Consider the following 21,741-nt stretch of genomic DNA (forward strand, 5'->3'; position numbering starts at 1 on the left):
CGGATCGGGCAACGACACGCTGCTTGGCCTCAACGGCTTCGACAACCTGAACGGCGAAGACGGCGATGACAGCCTGAACTCCGGCTTCGGCAACGACACGCTGGACGGCGGCGCGGGCAACGACACGCTCAATGGCGGCCTGGGCTTTGACAGCCTGCAAGGCGGGGCTGGCAATGACACCCTGCTGGGTCTGAATGGCCGTGACACGCTCGAAGGCGGCGAAGGCGACGACTCGCTCAACGGCGGCAATGGCAACGATGTCCTCGATGGCGGGACAGGCAACGACACGCTCAGCGGCGGTCTGGGCTTTGACACCCTGACAGGCGGCGACGGCGATGACCTGCTGCGCGGGCTCAATGGCTTTGACAGCCTGCAGGGCGGAAGCGGCAACGACAACCTCGAAGGCAACTCCGGCAACGACACGCTGGACGGCGGTGCGGGCGATGATTTGCTCCGCGGTGGCCAGGGCGCTGACCTGTTTGTCTTCAACGGCGGCGACGACGTAATCCGCGACTACTCGCTGATCGTCGATGCGCTCGAGATCGAAGCCTCGCTTCTGGACGAAGGCATGCCGGTGGGCAGCGATCTGGCCAACTACTCCAGCGTCGTGGACGGAAACCTGGTGCTCGACTTCGGCGGCGGCAACAGCCTGACTTTGAACAACGTCACCAACGTCACCTTCCTGTTCGACGATGTGACCTTTGTCTAACGACGGCTTTCCAATGGGCTAAGCCATTGTAACAAATAAAAATCCGGGCGCGGTTGCACAAAGCGACGGCGCCCTTTTTGCATCCGCATTGGCATCAAACCGCGGTCGGGGCCCACCAGTCAAAAAACCCCTCTGGCGTGCACCGCTGCGCCACCTTAACATCTGCGCGACAAGCCGACAGGCAACAGTGCATTGTGCAAAGGAACGAACATGACGACCCCCGATTTTCTACAAGTACCTTTTGAAGAGTTGGACGGGGAAGGCCGCCGCCAGATCGCAGAACACTTCCAGCACGCCGCCTACCCGCGCGGTTTCAAATGGCACTGGAAAGGCACGCACCACAACCGCATCGCACTGGTGAACTACGTATTGCGCAAACTGCCGATGGACTGTGCTTATCTCGAGGTGGGCTGCGGATCGAACGACCTGTTTGACGCCCTGCCCGTCAGTGACAAGACCGGCGTGGACCCGGTCAAGGGCGGCACCGTCCGCATGACCTCGGACGACTTTTTCGCAACGAACACCAAGCAGTTTGATTTCGTCTGGATCGACGGGCTGCACGAATACACCCAGGTCCACCGCGACGTGGCGAATGCGCTGGCCTGCCTCAAGCCGGGCGGCTGGATCGCCTTGCATGACCTTATGCCCGTGAACTGGAAACAGGAACACATGCCACGCATGAACCTCGGCTGGACGGGCGATGTCTGGAAAGTTGCCGTGGAGATCGCAGCCACGCGCGGTTTGCACTTCAAACTGATCCTGATCGACCACGGCGTTGGGCTGCTGCAAGCAGACGCGGATGCCGATCCGCTGGTTGATATGGAAGCCGAATTGCTGCCCCAACGCTTCGGCTGGCTCTACGAGAATGTCGACCGTCTACCGCTGTGCGAATGGGGCGATGCAGTGACCTGGATCGACGCGCGGACCGGCTAAGTCGCGGGTCCCCTGCCCTCTTTGCGTCGCCCACCGCGCAGCGACCTTTGGTGTGGACAATGCCAACGCAGCGTCTGAGGCCCAGAAAACGGCCCTCAGACGCGCCTTTTGCCGCTATTGCCCCCCTCTTCACCAGAATGACCAAGTTGGCTCTCTAAAGGCTTAAAATCGGCCTCTCTGATGATGACAGGCGGTCAGCACCCCTAAAAGCAGACTTCGGCATCTACATCTCGGACAAGAGAATGAAGAACACATAGAGAACATTTAACGTCTGCGAACACCTGATATCCTGGCAAAACAGTCTCTAACAGGGGCTTTTTGCTCTGCTCGCACGTGCAAACGAGTTCGAGTCGTCACAAGGCAAAGGGGGTTTCGCACGCGAAACCCCCTGCCCCGGCTTCAAATCTCTTCAAGCAGATATTTGATCCGATCCATGACCTGTTCGATCAGCTCTTCGTTCACATGCGGGCCGCGCAGCCGAATGGCAAAGCCGTCTTCTGTCTGGACCCGCTCCATCGTGACTTTGTTGGCCAGCCGCACTGGCGCAGACCGCTCCACAACCTTGCGCGGCCGCCCTCCCCGGCTGGGGTCCGGGGCCATGCCCTCAATGGCCTCGATCAGCGGCTCCAGAACGGCCCACTCATCGTCGGCATTGCCAATGGCATGGCTCTCAAGCGCCTGCCGCATATTTTCGCTTTGCCCCGCCCTCAGACCGGCTGCCACGCGCAGGCACTGCCGCTCGCTCAGATCGGGACCAAAGCGCAGCATGTCACCCAGCTCCTCGTGGACAAGGGCAAAGGATCGTATCTTGGATCGCTTCGCTTTCGAGGCCGAAGAAAACAGCGTTCCGACGGCTTCGTCCACCGAAGCAAAGACACCCTCATGAACAGCCACGGCAGCCGCCCTGCCCCGCTCGTATTGGCTCAGCCCTGATCGGATTTCATTCTCCTCGATCATGGCGACAACAGCCGCGGCCAGACTGTCGGGCGACCGAACAAAGGCCGGGATCGTCTGGTGTCTCTGACCGCCCGAAAGTTCGTTCAACTCGCGCACCGCCGCCAATCTGCGGAAGCCGGAAATCAGGGCATACTTGCCCGCCCCTTCCGGGTTCGACGGCTCAAACACTTCGATGGGCAAACGCAAGCCATGGTCCGCAATGGACCGGCGCAGCTCCGCCATGTCCTCTTCGTTCAGCCCCACCCGATCCCTGCTCAGCGCATCGGCCCGTATCTCTTCGACGGGCAATTCAACCGCCACCAGCCCCCGCGCCTTGGCATCCGTGAACGCCTCAATTTCTGCTGCTGTGCGGGCCTGATCCTCGCGATCCGCAAGGGGCCGTGGATCGGCGTGCAGGGCCGCATCCGCGGCGACATCCGCAATCGGTGCGCGGCGCGTCGGGCCCGGGGTTTCGCGCGCGAAACCTTCCTCGATTTCTTTCAGCGCCTCGGCCGAGGGAACTTCCAACTGTCTGCGCTTAGCCATTGGCCACCTCCTGTTCAGCCGCCTTCCGCTCTTGGTCATCGCGCCACCAGGACCCCAGCAGGATCTCCTTGAACTCGGCATACGTCCGGTCAAACGTCTCGCGCCCGCGGACATATGTGGTGCGGTTGAAATCGCGGTAATCCGCCTCGTAAATCCCGCTCACACTCTCACCCGCCTGGCCGACCATGGATGTATATTCCTGCCGGTAAGCGTTGGTCATGTCGCCGAAATACGCCTGAATGACGTTGGCCAGATCGGTCTGTTGGCTGGCGTCAAACCGGGTGATGATCGCCCGCACCACATCCCATTCAAACTTCATTTCCGGCAGTCCGGCCCGCCGTCTTGCGGCGTTCTCTCCATCCTCGATCGAGGCGAATGTGGAGTACAGCATATCAAAGAAACGGCCCGTGGAATCGAACTCAAGGAACGAGGCGCCAAGGGGCACCAGAATGATGTCGGCGGCGGCAAGAGCATTGATCGTCAGGTAGCCGAGTGCGGGCGGCGTATCGAGCAGGATGACGTCGTATTCATCGAGCGCGCCCCCGTCTTCGAGCGCGTTATTAAGGGCATCCCAAAGCTGCCAGTTGCGCAGGTTCATCCGCCAGACGGGGATCTGGAATTCCGCCCAGTACAGGTTCAGCTGCGCGCCGATCAGATCGATGTTGGGCCAGTGGGTTTTCTGAACCACGTTTCGCAGCGAAACCTCCAGCGCTTCGGTCAGGGTTTCGTCCAGCGGAAACTCGGGATCACCAGCGGCTGCGCGCACCCGGTTTTCGGCTTGCAGTTGGGTGGCGTAGTCGCGGGCGAGGAGGGGGAAGACAGTCTGCCATTCATCCTCGACCGTGCCGCCCATGATCGAGGTCATGGACCCCTGACTGTCAAGGTCCACCACAAGCACTTTGTACCCATCCAGGGCCGCTGACATGGCCAGATGCGCGGCGGTGCTTGTCTTGCCCACACCACCCTTGAAGTTGGCGACGGCGACGACCTTGGCCGGCAGGCCTTCGGGGCGATAGGGGCGGTATTCTTTGGTGCTGACCCCTTCGGACGCGAAATGGTCGCGCAGCGTCAGTATCTCTTCGAGGCTGAACCATTTCGCGCTGCCCTGACCCTCGCCCTGCGGCAGATCGGGATTCTTGTTCAGCACCCGCCGCAGATGGGCCGGAGCCACGGGGATCAGATAGCGGCAGACCTCCCAGGTCGAGAACTTGCGCAGCTTCTTGCGCCCATCAGGGGCATATCCACGTTTGGCCAGATCATCCCGGCCACGGCCAGCAAAGGCGGCGGCCTTGGCGAATCGGGCGGTGTCGACAGGATCGCTCAACTTGCCAGCGGCGGCTTGTGGGTCGAGATTGAAATACGGGGGGAGGGGTGTGTCAGACTTTCGGTCCATGTACTGCTGCCTTGCCTAGATCATCTTTTTTCGATGTTATCAGGCAAATCATCGCACATCTTGCGCAACAAGTGAATCGCAAAGAAGAGGGACATATTTTCGGCTGTCGGGAGGTTTCGCGTGCGAAACCCGAGTTTCCATCACTGTATCATACTGAAAAAGAGACAATATAAACTTGTTGATCTTTGATCTAGTTTCGAATCTTTGGCTCAGAAAATTGCATCCAAAACAAATATTTAAATGCACTTCGGTGCCACTATGCGGGACAAAGGGAACCCAAATACAGGATGATAGGGACCCATGTGCAGGACAAGGGGTGCCGATTCGCAGGGGCAGGGGCGCCTGAATGCGGTGCCCCTTGATTAGAGACGCTTTTTCTGGGGTGTTTGCGACTCAGATGGTCAAGTTATCCCCAGACTTACCCACTGTCCTACCCCTGGGTACCCGTTTGCAGGACCGCGCCATCCCGTATTTGGGTCCCCGAAGAAAGATTGGGCGCGGGCACCTTTCTATGTCATAATGCAGAGCAATACCGCCGCAAGAGCGGGATTCGAGGCAATGAGAGCAGTGATCCATGCAAGCGCCCATACCCCATGACACCTTAACCGGTGCGCTGCGGCGGCAATCCGTCAAAAAGAACGTGGCTGCGATTCACGTGTCTGGCAAGCTGACCCTGTTGCAGCGCAAGCTGAGCAACGTTTTGCTGCTGAATGCGTATGATGGGCTTGTCACCAAGACCAAACACCAGATTGATGCGCGGACCCTGTGCATGATGGTCGGGTATAATTCGAATGACATGGAGACGCTGAAACAGTCTCTGCGCAGCCTCGCAGAGACAACTGCAGAGTGGGATATGCTGGATGCGAACGGGCGGCAGGAATGGGGGGTTTCGGCGCTGTTGTCCTATGCCAAGCTGTCGGGGGGCGTGTGTGAATATGCCTATTCGCCTGCGCTGGCCGAGAAGCTGCATGATCCAAAGGTCTTTGCCCTGATCAACCTGAACATCCAGCGCCGCTTTACCTCGGGCCATGCCCTGGCGCTGTACGAGAACTGTTATCGTTTCGTGCGCACCGGTTCGACAGGCTGGTGGCCGCTGGATTTGTTTCGCCGCCTGATGGGCGTGGATGGCAGTGCCTACTACGAGAGTTTCAAGCATCTGAACGCCAAGGTCATCAAACCGGCGGTGGCCGAGGTCAACAAGACGTCAAACATCATGATCACGCCGGAACTGCACAAGATGGGGCGGCAGGTGTCTGAGATACGGTTCCTGATCAAGGAGAACCCGCAGCTTGCCATGTTGGACATCGACGATGGGGCAGGGGTGCGGCAGGGGCCGGTCTATGCCGCGTTGATTGACCTGGGCGTGAGTGACCGGTTGGCCCGCCAGTGGATTTCGGAGCACGGCGAAGATTATGTGTCGGAGAAGATCGCGTATCTGAAGGGCAGGGGGGCTGTTGAGAGCCCTGTGCGCTATCTGAGTGCGGCCTTGCGCGATGACTATTCCGCGCCAAAGCCTCCGGAGCCTAGTGCAGAGGCTGTGGCGGCAGCAGAGGCGCGCGATGTCGCCTTGTCCGAAAAGGCCCAAGCCGAGACCCGCAGAGAGGCCGAGGTGGCAAGGGAGCGGCGCGCGCGTGCAGCAACGATGGCCCGCGTGCAAGAGCTGGTGGCGGCGCGGACGCCGACGCAGCGGGATGCGGACCGACGCCTGTTCCTGAGTTCGCTGGATGACGATTTGATGCGCAGTGAATTTGCGCGCCTTGGCTGGGCGTCGGCCTTGTGTGCCCCACGGATGGTGGAGTTTTGGGAGGATTTGGTGCCCGGAGCTTTTGAGGATCTGGGCACCTAAGTAAGCCTATGGGTGAGAACGCGCCTTAGCCGTCCAGTCCGCACACGCGTCGATCGTCGGCCGACAGGTGATCTCCCAACTGCTCGGCCATATCCTGCAGCAGCGGCCCGTAGCGCTTCCATTTGGCGACGGAGGTTGAATAGATCGGCTCGCGCACCTGGCTGACCGACGCGGTGTTGACCGCACGTGTGGATTTGGTGTGATCAAGCATGTCGTCTTCGAAGGGCAGGTCGACAAATTCCATGATGTCGCGCATTTGCCCTTCGGGATCGGCCACAACCTGTTCGTAGTTCACGAAGCGGATCTGGTTTGGCAGGGTGGCGACCTGGTGCAGTGCTGTTTTGTCGAACTCTTTGTAAACATTCACCAAAGTTTCGATGCTGGTCGAGGCTGGCTGGTTCGGGCCGAAGTTCTGCATGAAGTTTGACAGCAGGTTGTCCATGGGGTGCCTGCGCATGATCAGCACCTTGGCGCGGGGGAAGGCGAGGGCCAGAACCCCGGCGTAAAGGTAGTTGTTTGGCATCTTGTCGGACACGTATTCCGACCGCAGCCCTTCGTTGTGCAGGAAGGTCTGGTAGTGCTCGGCAAAGGTGGTGAGCATGTCATCGGTCACTGAGCTGTCGGGCGCTTCCTCCTCAAGCACCTTGAGCAGATCGGGGCTTTGCTGAAAGGCGTAGCCTGCCGCCCGCAATTCACCCCCCGCCTGTACCTTGCTGTGGCGCGAGAACATCTGGTCCATGAGCGTGGTGCCCGACCGTGGCATGCCGCAAATGATGATGGGTGCGACGTCGTGCAGGCCCGCGCCCCGATGCTGTTCCACAAAGGCGGGCGTGACCAGTGATCTCATCCGTTCTTCGCGTTTTGTATGATTTTCCTGATTGAAGGGGTGCTGCTCGGCCGTGATCGCGTTGCCTTTGCGGTAGTTGTCCATGGCCGTTTTTTCGTCGCCCATGTCGTCGGCTGCCTTGCCCATCGCAAAGTGCAGATCGGCGCGCAGCTGATCCGGCATGTCGTCGAGCTTGTCGGCAAACCGCATCAGGAGCTTGTATTCGGGGCTGTCAGCCGTGGTCGTCCGCAGGTTGATCAACCGGGCCAATGCGGGCACGCCGGTGCCGGGGCGGTTCGCAACCTTCAAAAAGGCATCCGCGGCGTCATCCATGCGACCGAGGGCCGCCAGCGTGTTGCCCAGGTGGAACCATGGTTCTGCGGCGTCCGGCGCCAATTCAATGGCGCGGCGGGCGTGGTGTTCAGACGCCTCGTGCCGTTCCGCCCGGAACAAGGCAAGTGCGAGGTTTACATGTGCAGCCACCGATTGCGGGTCGATGGCCAGTGCCCGGAACAGGGGTTCGATGGCGCGTGGGAAGCGGCGGGTGCGGATAAAGGCCTGTGCGAGATTAAGCTGCACATCCAGCATGTCCCCATTCAGAGCGGCGGCGCGCGTCAGCGCCTTGATCGCCTCGTCATAGCGTTTCTTGACAACCAGGGCTGCGCCCAGGTTTGCATGTCCAAGTGCAAGGTTCGGTGACATTTCGACGGCGGCCTGGAACTTTGGGATCGCCTTGTCCACGTCACCGTTCTTGGCCAGGAAACTGGCGTAATCGATCAGGGCCCAGACGTTGTCCTTGTCGTTCTCGACCACCATTTCCAGGATCGCGAGGCCGCGGTCCTTGTGCCCTTCCAACAGCAGGTTCAGACCCTTCAGGTGCAGGATCTGCGGATGATCGGGAAGCTCGGCCAGCAAGCCGTCGATGGCTTGCCCGGCGTCTTCAATACGACCAGCGTTCTGGTGTCGCTGGATGCGCGCGACCTCTTCGTTGACCTGCTTGAGTTTCTCCTGGTCGGAGGCGCGTGTTGACGAATTCATTTTTGGCTCATGTGCACTGGAAAACTGGGTTGTGCGCATACTGCGTCATGGCAACGCCACCAGCAACCCGGATAAAGAAAAGGGCCCGCAGATGCAGGCCCCTATCATTGAATTGAAGATGGCGATCAGGCGACTTTCGCGGCTGCTGTGTATCCCAGCGCATCGGCCCGTTCTGCCAGCGCGTCGACCACATGCTGCGGCACCATGCGGCGCGCGACGATGCGCGGCACCGACATTTCGCTGATGATCGGCGCATCCGCCTGTTCGTGGCCGTTGATGAACGCATCGCGGCCCACGGCATCGAGATAGGTCTCGGACGCGGCGCCCTCGGCCAGCACCAGCTCATGCGATCCGGTGTCGATGTGGTAATAAGTGAACCCGTCCATCGGCATCTGTGCGACCTGGTAGATCGAGCGACCGTTCACCAGCGCCGTGGCGTTGTAGAGGATGCCGTCGATGTCCATGGCGTGGTCGGGCGATACAAACAGATCGCGCGACGGCACATTCGGGGCGATGGAGCCTGCGGTGAAGCAGATCGGGTTTGCCTTGGCCGGTGTCGCGGTTTTCGTGTCGATCGGCTGGATGCCGAGCCAGCGCACGGTGGTGGTGCCGCCGTCTGCGGTCAGGATTTCGTCGCCCGGCTGCAGCGTTTCGACGGCCACGCGGCCTGTCGGTGTCGCGATGCCGGTGCCTGCGAGATAGCAGGTGATCGAGGCGGTCAGGCTGTCGATTGTCAGCGCCCCGAAGCCGCCGCCGCCGGGTGTCGAGTAGGAGAACCGGATTTCACTGAAGTTTTCTGTTGTGGCGAAACTCAGGGTCGAGCTGATATTGCCAGACGTCACGTTGAATGTCTGGTTCAGGGCCGTGTTGGTCTCGTGCACAAAGACGATGTCCCAGCCCCCGTTGATTGACGTGCCCAGCTGCAGGGAAATGTTTCCGCCCGAGGCCCCGAAATTCGTGTTCGGTGCGTTTCCGGTGCCGATATCCAGTACGTAGTCCCCGCCAATGGTGTTGGAATCGCCGATAAGGATCTGCTGTGCTCCTCCGCCATCTGCGAACAACTGTCCACCGCCGAAGTTGCTGCTTGTGCTGAGCGTGAACGGTACGGTGTCATCCGTGAAGTTGATTGACGCGTTTGAGCCGATGTCAAACGCGTTGCCTTCGTCAAACTGGAATGTGGGCATCGATTGTTCCCCGAATTTGTAGTCTCGTTGACAGAACCTCTAGGGTGCCGGGGTTAACCTGCCAATGATTAAACACCAAAATCGCGCTTGGGTTGCTAAATTCCTGCAAAAAGTGGCAGTTAGGTCATGTTAAGCGCTCTGATCCAAAGAAAAAGGACCGGCAGAGCCGATCCTTTCATTCGTGTTTTTGTCTTAGCGCCAGAAGCGATCAGGCGACTTTCGCGGCTGCCGTGTATCCCAGCGCATCGGCCCGTTCTGCCAGCGCGTCGACCACATGCTGCGGCACCATGCGGCGCGCCACGATGCGCGGCACCGACATTTCGCTGATGATCGGCGCATCCGCCTGTTCGTGGCCGTTGATGAACGCATCGCGGCCCACGGCATCAAGATAGGTCTCGGACGCGGCGCCTTCGGCCAGCACCAGCTCATGCGACCCGGTGTCGATGTGGTAATAAGTGAACCCGTCCATTGGCATCTGTGCGACCTGGTAGATCGAGCGACCGTTCACAAGCGCCGTGGCGTTGTAGAGGATGCCGTCGATGTCCATGGCGTGATCGGGCGATACAAACAGATCGCGCGACGGCACATTCGGGGCGATGGAGCCGGCGGTGAAACAGATCGGGTTGGCCTTGGCCGGTGTCGCGGTTTTCGTGTCGATGGGCTGGATGCCGAGCCAGCGGACGGTGGTGGTGCCGCCGTCTGCGGTCAGAATCTCGTCGCCCGGCCGCAGCGTTTCGACGGCCACGCGGCCTGTCGGTGTCGCGATGCCTGTGCCTGCGAGATAGCAGGTGATCGTGGCGGTCAGGCTGCCAACGGTGATGAGCCCGAAGCCGGATGTCATTGAAAACTGGATTTCACTGAAGTTTTCTGTTGTGGCGAAGCTGAGTGGCGCGCTGGCACTGCCCGATGTCACAGTGAATGTCTGGTTCAATGCCGTATTGGTTTCGTGCACAAAGACAACGTTCCAGGTGCCCGAGACAGTACTACCCAGTTGCAGCGTAATATTCCCACCGGAGGCCCCAAAGTTTGTGTCAGGCGCGTTTCCGGCACCAACATCCAGTGCATAAGTCCCGCCGGTGGTGAAGTCAGAGATCGAAATCTGACCTCCAGCTATACCGTCATTTGCGATAATTTGTGCCCCGCCGGCATTGCCAACTGTGCTGAGCGTGAATGGAATGCCGTCGTCTGTGAAATTGATTGCGACGGTTGAACCGCTGTTGGTGTCGCCATTGTCGTCAAACTCGAATGTGGGCATCGTTTGTTCCCTGCGATTAAAATTTATTTAAAAAACTTGTACGGTAAGCGGGTTGGTCTGCCAACGAAAAAACGGCAAAAACCCGTTTGAGCTGTAAGGTTCGCCAAAAATTGCCAAATTGTCCGCGCTGTGCCACGTCTTTGGCCTCGTAAACTGTAACAACACACGTCGGGTGCCATGGTGAAATTGACCGCTGAATTGCTTGAACCTCATGTCGGGGAAACCGTTCACGTACAGCTTGACGCTGGACAGCAGATCGCGATGACCCTCACCAAGGTCGATCCGATGGGGCAGGGGGCGGATGACGGCAGTGGCGGTGTGATGCACACCGCTTTTACATTGGACCTGACCGGCCCGCCAGACCCGGTGATCGAGGCGTTGACCTATCCGATCACGTTGCCGGGACAAGACGCCATGCCTTTGTTCATCAGCGCCCATGACCAGGATGAGGCCGGAACCTATTACAACATCGGGTTCAGCTAGGGCGCGGGCAAGATCATCTTGAGGTAGGGGTCCGCGTCAGCAAACGGTTTGAACCCCAGCCTTTGATAAAGCCGTTGCGCACTGTTGCCCTTGAAGACTTGCAGGGTGATGTCATGACCTTGCTCATGTGCTTGTGTGCAAACAGCCTTCAACACCGATGTGCCGATGCCTTTTGCCTGGTGATCGGGGACAATCGCGAAGTCGATGAGGTGTATGCCTGCCGCCGTTCGCTTGGCGGACAGACGGCCCACGGACATTTTTCCTTTCAACAGAAGATGATCCACCGCGTCGGGATGTGCTGCCGCATGGCTTTGGGTCTGCGCGCTGTATTGCATGTCGAGCATTTGCGTCAGTTGCGCGTCGGACAGGGGGACGGCAGCGAATGACGGGCGCTGAACCGCCATGAAAAGCGTCCGCAAGAAGTCAGCGTCTTGCGGTGCTGCGGGTCGCACTGAGAGGTCGTTTATCGTCATGTCCCACATGGGGGCACCATGTTTGGGAAGGTCACGGGCACCCGGGTTGATCCGGGTGCCCGCCGGTCCTTTAGTTCAGGACCATTTCAATATCGTAGCCGCCTGCTTGGCGTGGCAGAGGTTTCAGAAACGCCACCGACGTGCCGATGCGCGGATGCGAAACGGTATGCACGCCGTCTCCGGACTCTGCCAGCAGGTGCGCCTCCGGGCCTTCAAACAATGCTGAAACGCTGACGCGGCGGGGCAAGTGCGCCGGACGGTCGGGATCTGCGCTGGGAGATTGGACATCCACCAGTTTCAGAACCACATGCCCGTGCTCTTTTGTTTTGACGCGGAACCGCTGCCCGACAAAGGGTTGAAGCTCATCTGCCGTGGCTGTGGACCACCGCGCAGGTGCCACCGCACCTTGCGTGCCAACAGCCGTTTCGGACGCCCCGCTTGTTGCGGCGATGGCCCCCGCAGGCAAGGCAAAGCTGCCCGCCAACATGGCCTTTGCCGCCAGAAAAGTCCGTCGTGTCCATCCGAATGAGTGTGTCATGTCACTCTCCTTTTTGCGGGCTTCAATCAGCTGCGCGACGGGTAAATGCCTACCAGAGCGATGATGAAGTACATGGCAAGGAATGGCTGCACGTTGGTGTGGGACTGGTTGCCCCCCGCAAAGCCCGCCGTTGTCGTCACTTCGAGCATGGCAGGGTCCATTTCCACATCGTCAACTGGTGTGTTCGGACGGAAGATGTTTGATCCCGCGGCCAGCATATTGCCGGTAGGGTCATCCGCGCTTCCGTTGCGGCTCTCTGCGATCATCTTGCCGGTTGATTGCATGACGTGCGTGTGGGACGGCATTTGTGCCTCTGTCAGAGTGACATTTTCGATGCCACCGCGCTGACCCCAATTGTATGTTGAGAGACCCGCGCCGGTCCCGACATGCACAGGCACACGGCTGCGCAAATCGGGTAAACCAAAGGTTGTGCGCCCGTCCCCACCATAGGTGGTGCCAATGAGCGAAAACAGCGCGGTGTTTTGACTGATCGGCAAAAGCTGCCCGTCGCAAAATGCCCAGCCTCGCGGCGCAAAGCTGCCAGCGAAGATCTTGATTTCTGCAATAAATGGTTCTGACATGAAAACGTTCCCCGTAAAAATTTCTGTCTGATATCGGAACGCTAGCGATCTGAACGATCATATGTAAAGGATTATCCCGGTGGAAGAACGGGGACGTATGCGCCAATGAACTTACAATTGAATGCAACACCCTGGGTTGCAAAACGGAATGGTCAGGATTGATCTCCCTTGTTTTATTACGTTCTAGCCATGCGGGTACTGCGTAGATGACAACACCCACATCTCCCAGCACTTTGATGGCGCAGTTGCGACAGCAGCACGAGGCCGGTGATCATATTGCGGCTGCTGAGGTGCTGGAACGCATCCTGACGCTGCATCCCGCGCTGATGCCGGCGCATCGGTGGCGAATCGATCAATTGTTGAACACAGGCGAGACGGATCGGGCCGTGGATCTTGCACGCGATGTGTCCCGCCAGTTCCCCCAGCTGCGCACCATGGCCACAACCAAAGAGGCTACGGGGCTGGTCCGATTGGGCCGGGTTGAGGATGCGCTGGCGCTTTTGGATAGGTTGCATGAAGACGGTCAGCAAGATCGCCCCGCGTCCATCCTGTTTGCCAATCTGCTGCTGCGCACTGGCGCGCTTGAACGCGCCGCCACTTTGTTCGAAGGCATCCGCGCCGACATTCCCGATCACACCATCGCCGTGCGTGGCCTGATCGACATCGCGATCAAACAGGGCAGGGGGGCGGATGGGCTGGACTTGTGCGATGAGGCGGCTGAGCTGAACTGCCTTGCCCATGCGTCGATCGAGACGCGTCGCGCCCAATGCCTTGATCTGATGGGCGAGACCGGGGCCGCGATTTCCGTCCTGTCCGACCTTGTCGGCAGGAAGGATGCAACGGCCCAGAACCATCTGACCCTTGCGCGTCTGCACCGCAAAGTCGGGGACCTCGTGGCGGCCAGCGAAGTGTTTGGCGTGATGCTGGCCGACACGCCCGACCATGCCGCCGCGGTTCAAGAGCAGGTAGCTCTGCTGCAACAGATGGGGGCGTATGAAGATGCGCTGTCTGTGTGTGATCGCGCCATTGCACATGCCGACCCGGTGCCTGAGATGTTTCACATCCGTCGCGCGCAAACTCTGTTGGCCGCGGGTCGTGCTGTGGACGCGGCCCATGGTCTGAGCGCGGCCTGTGCCGATGGCGACCCGTCGGGCGCATTGCTGCTGGAGTTGGCAAAGGCGCAGGCGCAGGCGGGCGCATTGCAAGACGCGGATGCCGCGTTTGCCCGCAGTGCCGCGCATCCTGCCACGCGGTTGCGAGCGGTATTGGGCAGGGCGAAGATTGCGCAGCAACGGGATGATTCCGAGGGCGCGGTCGCGCTGCTGCAGTCCGAGATGGCTGCGCAGGATGTGTCTGACCCCACCCTGACCCTCGCACTGTGCGAGGCCTTGATCCGGGCGGGCCGTGCGGCAGAGATCAGGGACCTGCTTCAGCAATTGGCTGACCAGCCTGATGCGCTGAGCGACGGTCAGATGGAACATGTCCTGACATTGGCGGAGCGGCAGACCCTGCCGGACATCTCAAGCACGCTGATCGATGCGATGATGAACCGCGAGCGTCTGTCACTGGTGTTTGCGCGGCGGTTGCTGAGGCTTGCCCACATCACCGCCGACACGAAGATGTTGAGAGAGGTCGCCGACGCCCTGTGCGCCAAGCTTCCGTCGGTCCATCAGGCGGAGTTCCGGGTTGATGTAGCATCCTTCGCCGATGGACCCGACGCGGCACTTGCCCTGGCCCGCAAGGTCAGCGCCGACAGCCGGTCGCCCCGCCTTGCGATGCTTGTTGGGCGGCACCTTGCGGACACGGGCAGCACCCAGCTTGCCATGCGCTACCTGCGCCGTGCCGCGCGCCGATGGCCGGAACACCGCGCCTTGAACGGCTTTTTTGTGCATGTCTGTGGCATGGCCCGCGATTTTACTGCGGGGCACGCGCATCTGGATGCAATGGTGGCTGCGAACCCACGGATTGATGTGGAGCGTGAACGGTTGCTGTTGATGCACAGCGAACGGTGCAATCAACCCTTGCTTGATCGTGCGATCCGCAGGCAAGACGCTGGATTGCCGGGTCTGCATCCGCGGCATTTTCTGGATGTGTGCCTGGCCTGCGGTGATCTGGAGCGCGCCTTGGCCACCCGCCAGCACATTCGCACCGACCCGCAAAGCACCAACCGGGTCGCGGCCCATTTCGCCACTGGATTGCACGGCCGCATGCTGGCCGATTTGCAGGTCTTTCGCACGTTGGAGGCTAAGGCAAAGGGGCAGGGGACCCCGCAGGAAGAGATCGAGGGGCGCCTTGCTGCGCAGTACTATTATCCCGCAAAATGCATTGTGGACCGTTGGGACGCGGAGACTGATCAAAACGTTCCGCTGCGCCAAACTCCGATCCCCAAGCGCATCTTTCAGTATTGGGACACCGAAGCGGTCCCGGATGATGTCGCGGCGCTGATTGCGGACTGGGCGGCGGTGCCGGACTTCGAACATGTCCTGTTGAACCGGCAGCGCGCCGTCAACTTTTTGCGCCGTCAGTTTGGCGCCCGTGTTGTCGCCGCCTTCAACCGGGCGCGCCATGTGGCCGAGGAAAGTGACCTGATCCGGTTGTGTGTGCTTTACAAGTTCGGCGGCATCTACAGCGATGCTGATGACCGGGCTGTGGGGGACATCGGCGCCTTGGCATCTCTTGGGTCGGGCCTTGTGGTCACGCGTGAGCCGATCGGGGCCATTGCGAACAACACGATGATCACGCCGCCGGGCAACCCGATTGTGCAAATCGCCCTGAACATGACGATCAGGGCATTGCTGGCCCGGGATGCCGATGCCGCTTGGTTCAAGACCGGGCCGGGCATGCTGACCTGCGCTGCGGCCCAATACCTGCGGGACGCACCACCCGAGGAGGCGCGCGAAACACTGACAGTGTTGCGGGGTGACACTCTGCGCACATTCATCGAACCGCACATTCCTTTGCCCTACAAGAAGACCGTGAGGTACTGGAATGCGCAGGTAAAGGACGTCAGTCAGAAGGTGTTGGCCGGGTTGAGCAGGCTGGCGAATGACAAAGTGTGATCGCCGCTGTCCCGGTGCCTAAACGTTGTAATAATCCCTGTACCACGCCACGAAGCGCGCGATGCCCTCGGCGACGGGCGTTTGCGGCGTGTAGCCCGTCAGCGTCTTGATCAGCGTCGCATCGGCCCATGTGGCGGGCACGTCGCCGGGCTGCATGTCCATGAAATTCTTTTGTGCTTCTTGCCCAAGCGCCGTTTCGATTGCGGCGATGAAGTCCATCAGGGCCACGGGTTCGGAATTGCCGATGTTGACTATCCTGTAGGGTGCCACCGGGCTGAGACTGTCACCCGGCGCGATGTCTTCCGGGGTGGCGGGGCGTTGAGGTGCCGCGCCGATCAGGCCGACGATGGCCGCCACAAGGTCATCAATGTAGGTGAAATCCCGCTGCATGTTGCCGTGGTTGTAGATGTCGATCGGCTCACCCTGCAGGATCGCGCGCGTGAATTTGAAATGCGCCATGTCGGGTCGGCCCCAAGGCCCGTACACCGTGAAGAACCGGAACATCGTGATCGGCAGATCGTAGAGATGGGCATAGGAATGGGCCATCGCCTCGGTCGCCTTCTTGGTGGCGGCGTAGAACGACATGGGCAGGTCGGCCTTGTGCGTCTCTGCATAGGGCATGTCGGCATTGGCGCCGTAAACGGACGAGGTTGAGGCCAGCAGGAGGTGCGAGCACGGCGTCGCGCGCACCGCTTCCAGCAGGTTGAAGGTGCCGACCAGGTTTGCATCCACGTAAGACCGCGGATGGTCGATGGAGTACCGAACGCCCGCTTGCGCGGCCAGGTGTACGATCACGTCGGGCGTGTCCTGTGCCACGAGGTCCATCAGGACCCCGTCTGTTTCGAGCCGTTCATTGACCGCGCGAAAGCCCTGGTGTTGCAGCAGCATCTGCTGTCTGCGCTGTTTCAGCGTCACATCGTAGTAATCGGTCAAGGCGTCAAAGCCGATGACCTCGAACCCGTCCTCAAGCAGACGACGGGCCAGAAAGTACCCGATGAACCCGGCCGATCCGGTGATCAGCGCCTTTGGCATCAGTCAGCCTGCCAAGCGGACCGGCCCACGCTGTCATAGGCGGTAAAGCCAGCGCGTTTGGCGTCGGCGGCCGAGTAGACGTTGCGCAGGTCGGCCATGTGTGGCGTGGTCATGCGGCGGGCCAGCTTTTTGAGGTCCAGCGCTCGGAATTCGTTCCATTCTGTCAGAATCACCAGCAGGTCCGCATTTTGTGCCGCCTTGTAGGCGTCCTCGGCCCAGTGCACGCCGGGCAACAGCGCTTCGCCCTCGTGACGCCCTTGCGGGTCGGTCACACGCACCTTGGCCCCGGCCCCGATCAGCGCAGGCACGATGGTGAGCGAGGGTGCGTCGCGCATGTCGTCGGTGTTGGGTTTGAAGGTCACGCCCAGCACGGCGACGGTCTTGCCCGCCAGCTTGTCGTCACACAGGTCAAAGATCTTGTCGAGCATGCGGCGCTTGGTCTCTTCGTTGACCTTGATGACCGTTTCGGTGATCTGCATGGGCACCGCGTTGTCCTGCCCGATCCGTGCAAGCGCCTTGGTGTCCTTGGGAAAGCACGATCCGCCATAGCCCGGCCCGGCATGCAGGAACTTGTTGCCGATGCGGCCATCGAGGCCCATGCCCTTGCTGACCTGTTTGATATCCGCACCCGTCCGTTCGCAAAGAGCCGCGATTTCGTTGATGAAGGTGATCTTGGTCGCCAGAAACGCGTTGGCGGCGTATTTGATCATCTCTGCGCTTTCCAGATCGGTGGTCACGATGGGGAAATCACGCAGGAACAGCGGGCGGTAGATGTCAGCCATGACGTCGGCGGCGCGTTCGGATTGCACGCCCACCACCACACGGTCGGGTTTCATGAAATCGTCAATGGCCGCGCCTTCGCGCAGAAATTCGGGGTTGGAGGCCACGTCAAATTCAAGGTCTGGATTGGCCTTGCGCACGGTCTGTTTGATCATCCGGTTGGTGCCGACCGGCACGGTCGATTTGGTCACGATCACCACGTAGTCTTTGGCAATGCCCGCGATCTCTTCTGCTGCAGCCATGACATAGCTGAGGTCCGCGTGACCGTCACCGCGCCGCGTCGGCGTGCCAACGGCGATAAACACCGCCTTTGCCCCGTCGATGGCACCGGCCAAGTCTTCGGTAAAGGACAGGCGGCCCGCTTCGACGTTCTTGATCATCAGGGCATCAAGGCCGGGTTCATAGATCGGAACGATCCCTGAATTCAGTTTTTCGATCTTCGACGGGTCCTTGTCGACACAGACCACATCATGGCCGAAATCGGAAAAACACACCCCGGAAACCAGGCCAACATAGCCTGTCCCGATCACGGCGATTTTCATACTTCTGCTCCTTAGCCCAACTCTGCCGCATACGCAGCTTCACCTTTGGGCCACTGTCTTGATGAAGAACCGGCGCAACGCAACCCCAGAGTTTCAGGTCACATGAAATCGAGATCATTGTTCAGATTATTCAGGTCTGTCACGCCTGTAAGGGTCAATATATGACCATTTCCAAAGTCCAACCGGATGCCGTTTTCCGTCGTTTCGGCATAGGCGGATAATTGCGACAGGCTGCGCGCACCGCCACCCCAGAGGGCGGAATCCAGCACCAGAGTATCGATATTGTCCTGAAAGTCGCCGACCGTATCCGATCCGCTGGAAAAGACGAACGTGTCCGCACCGATGCCACCCAGCAGCAGATCATCACCCAGTCCACCATCCAGCGTGTCGGGACCTGAATTGCCCAGAAGTGTGTCGTTGCCGTCCTCGCCAAACAACTGGTCCTGGCCGTTGTTGCCGTTCAGGCGGTCGTTGCCTGTGCCACCATACAGGGTGTCATGGTTGATGCCCCCGTTCAGGGTGTCATCGTCCTGTCCACCAAAAAGCAGGTCGAACCCTGCGTTGCCGTCCAGCACGTCATTGCCAGCATCCCCCCGCAATTCATCCGGACCCGCAGCGCCCGAGATGACGTCGTTGCCATTGCCACCAATCAAAAAGTCGTTGGCCAGCCCACCCGACAGCGTGTCGTCTCCGTTATTGCCATAAAGGGTGTCAGCGCCGTTGTTGCCGACCAGCAGGTCATTGCCCCCACCGCCGCCGATCACGTCAAACCCGTCATTGCCCCAGATGCTGTCATCGCCATCCTGACCGTTCAGGGTGTCAAAGCCGATCCCGCCCGTGATCAGATCGGCATCTCCAAAGCCCGAAATCACATCGTTGCCCGCATTGCCTGACAAAGTGTCCCGCCCGGCACCGCCTTCGATCATGTCGTCGCCGCCCGCGCCGGAGATGCTGTCGTCACCGTCATCTCCCAGCAGAGTGTCAAAACCCGTGCCACCGGTCAGGATGTCGTCGCCGTCTCCGCCCTGCAAGCTGTCATTGCCCGCGTTGCCCGCAATGGTGTCATTGCCGGAATCCCCCGAAAGGGTATCTGCCCCGCCCATCCCGGACAGGTTATCGGCATCGCTGAGGCCGCGGATGGTGTCGTTGCCTGCACTGCCGCTCAGCGTGTCCCGCCCATTGGTGCCTCTCAGGTCAAGCGGGGCGCTGGGATCGGGGTCCGGGTCGGGTTCCACTGCCGGTGGGAACCAGTCGGGCAGAAACCGGGATTGGCCCAGGATATCCAGTGCAAGAATGTCTTCCGCCTCGATCCGTGTGCCGCTTGCGGACAGGATCACCAGCTCTTCGGTACCAAAAAGAATGATGATTCCGTTGTTCAGGGTCTGAAACGACAATTGGCCCGTGCCGCGCAGGAAAGCCCAGTCTGACAGATCCAACCGGTCCTCGGTTATGTCGAAATCATGGATCGTATCGAGCGCGTCATCACCCGACATGACAAACACGTCTGCGCCTGCACCGCCCCACAGCGCATCTGACCCGTGTCCGTCCAGCAGCACGTCATTGCCTGCCGCGCCGTGCAAGCTGTCATTGCCGCCGCCGCCCATGATCAGATCGGCGCCCCCATTTCCGGTCAGGTTGTTCGCCGAGTCGTTGCCTTGCAGGGGGCTGTTCATGGTGCTGATGTCTATGGTGAACACCGACAGCCCGGCCTCTGTTGCGGAACCAACCGTCAGATGCAGGACACCGTTCACCACCGTCAGGTTCAGCGCTGATACGGCATCGAGCGTGGTCGTCACTGCATCTGCGAGGCTGCCCATCAGACGCAATCGGCCGTCCGACATCATTTCGAACAGGCTGACGCCGTCATCATCGCCTGCGACAGCGACATAACCGCGATCGTTATGCGTCACTGTTGCAATCTCGTGCACGCCGCCAAAGCGGGTATCGCGCGTGTCCATGACGTGATCGGTCAGTTGCAAGCTGCCGTCTTCCGTCACCAATGCGACGGTCAGCGTGCCGGTGACGGAGGCGGCCAGAATGGCAAAGGCCTGCCCGCCAATCTCGATGACCTCGACCGTTGTTGCCCCACCGATACCGACCCCTTCCGCAGCGCTGATCCGGTCCACTTCCTGCGGGACGCCCGAGCCGCTAAGGCGGTAGCTGATCAGGGCATTTTCGCTGCCGGAGGCTGCCAGTACAAATGTGTTCCCGCCTGATTGGACTTGGGTGATGCCGGTCAGACCCACGCGCCCCATGTCGCCTGTCCCGCCGTCGCGAACGGTCGTTACGGTCCCATTGTCGGCAACGCGCCAAACCCCAATGTCATCACTGCCCCGGTCTATCGAGTAAAGGTAGGTCTGGCCGTTGACGACGGCGTTGGTGCTGTCCAGAAGTGTAGCCGGCATGTAGGCCCCGGTGACCGCAGCGGGTTGGGACAGCGCGCCCTGCGCATTCATGTCGATGCGGTAAAGGCCCGTGTTGTTGACCCCGGTCACAAGCAGATCGTGTCCCCCAGCGCCGTTATCGACCAACGACAGGGTGTTGGTGGTGCCTGACCGGGCTCCGCCGGGCAAGGTCTGGGTGTCGAACTGGCTGAGCGTGCCGTTCCCGTTGATCCGATAGGCAACCACGTCGCCGCCGCCAAGGCGTGACACAGTATACAGGACGGACCCTTGATCAGTTTCGGCCACGATCATGTCCGTGATCCCGGTCAGGAACAAATTTTCCTGATCCGCAATCGTTGCCACATGCTCAAACGCAACAAGCGTCATTACTCTAACCCACCAACTACACTGGCAATGTGATGGCAGAGGCAGTTGCTGGGGTGTGGTTGGCTTTGTGTCGATAGTGTGGACTTTCCCAAAAAATCGAGCCGTTGCCGGAAATTAATAGTTTGATAATAAAGGAGGAATTTTCATGTCATAAGTGCTGGTTGGGCCCAGCATAAAGAGCTTTCTAAGCTGGCACGCCTGAATGGATGCACCAAAAAGCCACATCTGCCACTGGGCGGCTTTGTGGTTTTTAGTGTATTGCGCGCCTGCATCACTTGTCTTGCTTAGGCGCATCAGAATAGGGTTGCCGCGGCGCAATTCGGGGGAGCGCGTGCGTGATGTCAGTGGTATTTATTGGTGGAAAGCCGCCCCATTCTGGCGCCTCGCGTTTGGCTTGGCGCTGATTGGGAGCGTGACCATGCAAGGAGCATCAGGTTCGCACGCCCGCCAACCAGTTCGCGAGGTCTTGTTCGTTGACTGCCCGTCCGCGCCGCGCGTTCTGTGTCAGGCCCTTGTTCAATCGCTAGCGACCCATGCAACGGGTCATATCATCCGTTTGGATTCGGCACCCGCAGGGCAGGACGTCAAGCGCGTGACGCTCCATATTGATCCCGACCAAGACAAGTTGTCGGCCTATCTGTCATGGCAGGCTCCGAATGGTGTATCAGCCCGTGGCCCCGTTCATCGTCACGGTGGCCAAGATGTGACAAAATCACCTGTCGCGGCACGTCAATTTACTGATGTACTTGTCTCAAAATCGCCCAAGTTGCACTTTATTCTGGCATTAACCGAATAGTCCCAGTTCATTAGGAACGC

Annotated in this window: 17 protein-coding genes; 6 read left to right on the forward strand and 11 right to left on the reverse strand. The window is 59.9% G+C overall.

What is annotated here, in order from left to right; genetic code table 11:
- The first annotated feature begins 46 nt into the window (after nt 1-46).
- Nucleotides 47-709 carry a calcium-binding protein gene (locus AC53L6_RS23675; RefSeq protein ID WP_496909636.1) on the forward strand — a complete coding sequence of 221 codons (663 nt, stop codon included), beginning with the start codon at nt 47-49 and terminating at the stop codon, nt 707-709.
- Nucleotides 710-919: 210 nt separating this feature from the next.
- Entirely contained in the window at nt 920-1,642 is a 723-nt protein-coding gene (locus AC53L6_RS23680; protein ID WP_496909607.1) for a class I SAM-dependent methyltransferase, read from the forward strand.
- 399 nt (nt 1,643-2,041) lie between these two features.
- On the opposite strand, the gene AC53L6_RS23685 is transcribed toward AC53L6_RS23680, so the two are convergent.
- The gene (locus AC53L6_RS23685; protein WP_496909608.1) at nt 2,042-3,124 is read right to left on the reverse strand and encodes a ParB/RepB/Spo0J family partition protein; all 1,083 of its coding nucleotides are present in this window, start codon (nt 3,122-3,124) and stop codon (nt 2,042-2,044) included.
- A complete protein-coding gene (locus tag AC53L6_RS23690) occupies nt 3,117-4,517 on the reverse strand; it encodes an AAA family ATPase (RefSeq protein ID WP_299211098.1) in 1,401 nt (466 codons plus the stop codon). The genes AC53L6_RS23685 and AC53L6_RS23690 overlap by 8 nt, the downstream gene beginning before the upstream one ends.
- Before the next feature lie 574 nt (nt 4,518-5,091).
- Between AC53L6_RS23690 and AC53L6_RS23695 the strand changes: the two genes are divergently transcribed.
- Entirely contained in the window at nt 5,092-6,363 is a 1,272-nt protein-coding gene (locus tag AC53L6_RS23695) for a replication initiation protein (protein ID WP_496909609.1), read from the forward strand.
- Nucleotides 6,364-6,388: 25 nt separating this feature from the next.
- Here the strand turns inward: AC53L6_RS23695 and AC53L6_RS23700 are convergent, their stop codons facing one another.
- The 3 genes from AC53L6_RS23700 to AC53L6_RS23710 form a co-directional block, all read right to left on the reverse strand.
- Nucleotides 6,389-8,227: a tetratricopeptide repeat-containing sulfotransferase family protein gene (locus AC53L6_RS23700; protein WP_496909610.1), complete on the reverse strand. Its 1,839-nt coding sequence runs from the start codon at nt 8,225-8,227 to the stop codon at nt 6,389-6,391.
- 125 nt (nt 8,228-8,352) lie between these two features.
- Nucleotides 8,353-9,411, reverse strand: coding sequence for a Hint domain-containing protein (locus tag AC53L6_RS23705; RefSeq protein ID WP_496909611.1), 1,059 nt, complete (start codon nt 9,409-9,411; stop codon nt 8,353-8,355).
- A gap of 208 nt (nt 9,412-9,619) precedes the next feature.
- Nucleotides 9,620-10,666, reverse strand: a complete 1,047-nt coding sequence (locus AC53L6_RS23710) for a Hint domain-containing protein (protein ID WP_496909612.1) — start codon at nt 10,664-10,666, stop codon at nt 9,620-9,622.
- 177 nt (nt 10,667-10,843) lie between these two features.
- Here AC53L6_RS23710 and AC53L6_RS23715 point away from each other — a divergent pair, with 177 nt between their 5' ends.
- Entirely contained in the window at nt 10,844-11,149 is a 306-nt protein-coding gene (locus tag AC53L6_RS23715) for a DUF6916 family protein (RefSeq protein ID WP_496909613.1), read from the forward strand.
- Here the strand turns inward: AC53L6_RS23715 and AC53L6_RS23720 are convergent.
- The 3 genes from AC53L6_RS23720 to AC53L6_RS23730 all read right to left on the reverse strand — a co-directional run bounded on the left by AC53L6_RS23720 (nt 11,146) and on the right by AC53L6_RS23730 (nt 12,741).
- A complete protein-coding gene (locus AC53L6_RS23720; protein ID WP_496909614.1) occupies nt 11,146-11,622 on the reverse strand; it encodes a GNAT family N-acetyltransferase in 477 nt (158 codons plus the stop codon). The genes AC53L6_RS23715 and AC53L6_RS23720 overlap by 4 nt on opposite strands.
- 70 nt (nt 11,623-11,692) lie before the next feature.
- On the reverse strand, nt 11,693-12,160 hold the full coding sequence (locus AC53L6_RS23725; RefSeq protein ID WP_496909615.1) for a DUF6916 family protein: 468 nt from the start codon (nt 12,158-12,160) through the stop codon (nt 11,693-11,695).
- A 26-nt stretch (nt 12,161-12,186) separates the two neighbouring features.
- Nucleotides 12,187-12,741, reverse strand: a complete 555-nt coding sequence (locus tag AC53L6_RS23730; RefSeq protein WP_496909616.1) for a phage tail protein — start codon at nt 12,739-12,741, stop codon at nt 12,187-12,189.
- Between the two features lie 206 nt (nt 12,742-12,947).
- Here AC53L6_RS23730 and AC53L6_RS23735 point away from each other — a divergent pair, with 206 nt between their 5' ends.
- Nucleotides 12,948-15,800, forward strand: coding sequence for a tetratricopeptide repeat protein (locus AC53L6_RS23735; protein WP_496909617.1), 2,853 nt, complete (start codon nt 12,948-12,950; stop codon nt 15,798-15,800).
- Between the two features lie 18 nt (nt 15,801-15,818).
- On the opposite strand, the gene AC53L6_RS23740 is transcribed toward AC53L6_RS23735, so the two are convergent.
- The 3 genes from AC53L6_RS23740 to AC53L6_RS23750 form a co-directional block, all read right to left on the reverse strand.
- Nucleotides 15,819-16,832 (reverse strand): GDP-mannose 4,6-dehydratase, encoded by a 1,014-nt coding sequence (locus tag AC53L6_RS23740; protein WP_496909618.1) that lies wholly within the window; start codon nt 16,830-16,832, stop codon nt 15,819-15,821.
- Nucleotides 16,832-18,154 (reverse strand): UDP-glucose dehydrogenase family protein, encoded by a 1,323-nt coding sequence (locus tag AC53L6_RS23745; protein WP_496909619.1) that lies wholly within the window; start codon nt 18,152-18,154, stop codon nt 16,832-16,834. The genes AC53L6_RS23740 and AC53L6_RS23745 overlap by 1 nt, the downstream gene beginning before the upstream one ends.
- Before the next feature lie 98 nt (nt 18,155-18,252).
- Complete coding sequence (locus AC53L6_RS23750; protein WP_496909620.1) at nt 18,253-20,925, reverse strand: calcium-binding protein; 2,673 nt, start codon at nt 20,923-20,925, stop codon at nt 18,253-18,255.
- 202 nt (nt 20,926-21,127) lie between these two features.
- Here AC53L6_RS23750 and AC53L6_RS23755 point away from each other — a divergent pair, with 202 nt between their 5' ends.
- Nucleotides 21,128-21,721, forward strand: a complete 594-nt coding sequence (locus AC53L6_RS23755; RefSeq protein WP_496909621.1) for a hypothetical protein — start codon at nt 21,128-21,130, stop codon at nt 21,719-21,721.
- The last annotated feature ends 20 nt before the right edge of the window (nt 21,722-21,741 follow it).

Source organism: Tateyamaria sp. LSS28 (assembly GCF_059611725.1).